General features: G+C 39.0%; 2 protein-coding genes. Both read left to right on the forward strand.

Annotated features, from left to right (window positions below):
• Positions 1-245 precede the first annotated feature (245 nt).
• Entirely contained in the window at positions 246-791 is a 546-nt protein-coding gene (locus GC098_RS26250) for an NUDIX domain-containing protein (RefSeq protein ID WP_246358985.1), read from the forward strand.
• Positions 792-909: 118 nt separating this feature from the next.
• Entirely contained in the window at positions 910-2,280 is a 1,371-nt protein-coding gene (locus tag GC098_RS26255) for a UDP-N-acetylmuramoyl-tripeptide--D-alanyl-D-alanine ligase (RefSeq protein WP_171646160.1), read from the forward strand.
• Positions 2,281-2,333 lie beyond the last annotated feature (53 nt).

Here is a 2,333-nt window from a genome sequence, read left to right on the forward strand (position 1 = left end):
GGATGACTAAACGGTCCATATCCTAGAGTAACGAGGAACTTATGATCTAGTACAGTCAGTTAGAGGGAACGCGGAGTGCTGGGAAACTAGCACGCTCCGTGTGGAGCAGGGGAAAAGCTGGAGATTACTTCAAATGCTTACCTATTGCAACCAATAGTTCAATCGCGATATGACGGCAGCCGGCACACGATCGGCTGCCGTTGTCCGTTGAAGTAACGGGCAGATTAATGTAATGAATCTCCTAAATGTCAATTGAATGGTACAATATTCCACGTTGGTATAAAATGAAAACGGATGTGAACAGGGTGGAAAAAATACGACTTCGTGCGTGTGCATTGATTATAAAGGATGGAGCCATTTTACTTATCGAATTTGAGAATGATAATGGTGACGGCGTCCATTACAATCTTCCCGCAGGTGGTGTTGAGCCTGGTGAAACCTTTGTTGAAGCAGTGAAAAGGGAAGCAAAAGAAGAGGCATGTGTCGAAGTGGAAGTTGGACCTGTTGCCTTTGTTTACGAATATCAACCAACAAAAAGCAATTATATTTATGGCGACACGCATTCTGTGGGGATTACATTTAATTGTGAATTAAAATCAGGGTCATATCCTGAACTTCCACAAAAGCCAGACACTAAACAAACAGATGTTAAATGGATACCTATTTCAGAGTTGCATTCGATTCAACTTTACCCAGAAATTAACCAAGACATTGTAGATTATTACAGCGGAAAAAAGTATCGCAATTATGTTGAAGAACAAGAGATACAACATAAAAAGCTACTACCCTAACGGGCAGCATACTTAAAAATAATAAAATTTATTTGTTTAGTACTACCTTGGAAGGAATATCCTTATTGTAAGGGATATTAATAATTCGGTTAATATAAATTTGACTGGCGGTGGTACTATGATTTGCCATAAACTAAAAGTTATTGAAACGATGACCGAAGGATATGGACTATTTAATGTATATGATGACCTGGTGATTCAAGGGGTTTCCATTGATTCTAGAACAGTAAAGACGCATAATTTATTTATCCCAATCATAAGACAATTGGACGGTCACGATTACGTGGAAGAAGCAATATCCAAAGGAGCGATAGCCTCTTTATGGCAAAAGGATCATCCCAATCCTCCTGTTCATTTACCGCTAATTTTTGTTGATGATTGCTTGAAAGCACTTCAAACTCTGGCAGCTAATTATCGAAGGGAATTACCAATAAAAGTAATTGGTGTTACTGGTAGCAATGGTAAGACAACCACAAAAGATATGATAAATTCTGTGGTGCAGACAAAATACCGAGTTCATAAAACGGTAGGGAATTTAAACAGCCAAATTGGAGTTCCGTTGACCATTCTAGAGATAGATAAGAACTCAGAAGTTGCTGTGATTGAAATGGGGATGAGTGAGAGTGGTCAAATCGATCGACTCTCCCGTATAGCGCAGCCAGACGTTGCTGTCATAACAATGATTGGTGTGTCTCACTTATTGAGTCTTGGATCAAGGGAAGAAATTGCTGCCGCGAAATTGGAGATTGTAAATGGCTTGAAAGATAATGGTGTTCTAATCTACAACGGTGATGAACCGCTGTTAACCAATGGTCTTAATAAAATTAGAGCCAAGAAACCGCTCTCTGCTATTTGCTTTGGTGAAGTCAATACAAATGACTATTATGTCGGAACCACTCAAACAAACTCAGAAGGGTCATTTTTTACAGTCGGTGAAGATAAGTTTTACATACCTCTTCTTGGTACACATAATGTTTCAAATGCTCTAGCGACAATTGCTGTCGCGTCAATATTTGGTATAGGTCCTGCCGAAGTGGATGCTGGTTTTAGAAATTTGAAAATTACTGGTATGAGAATGGAGAAAGTAGTCTCAACCTCGGGATTCACCATAATAAATGATGCATGGAATGCAAGCCCCAATTCCATGACCGCTGCAATAAAAACCTTTGAAGAATTAACAGGTTACTCAAGAAAATTTTTAGTTCTAGGAGACATGCTTGAGCTAGGTGAACAAGAGCAAGAATTTCATCGGGACATAGGGAGGAATATTAATCCGACTAAAGTTGATTTTATTTATACGGTCGGTACTCTCGGTAAGTATATCGCTTTAGAAGCAGAAAAAAGTTTTCACAACAGTAGTGTCCAGGCATTTTTGGACAAAGAAGAGTTAACTAACAAATTAAGGAACATGTTAAAGCAAGACGATGTAATCCTGCTGAAGGGATCGAGGGGGATGCAATTAGAGACGATATTGCAAAATTTATTGTAATACAAAGCGAGTGCTTTATTACGCTAACGAGGAACGATAGTTAAGGGGCTTGC

Origin of the sequence: Paenibacillus phytorum (assembly GCF_013141715.1) — a bacterium.
In the GTDB taxonomy this organism is placed as follows: Bacteria; Bacillota; Bacilli; order Paenibacillales; family NBRC-103111; genus Paenibacillus_E; species Paenibacillus_E phytorum.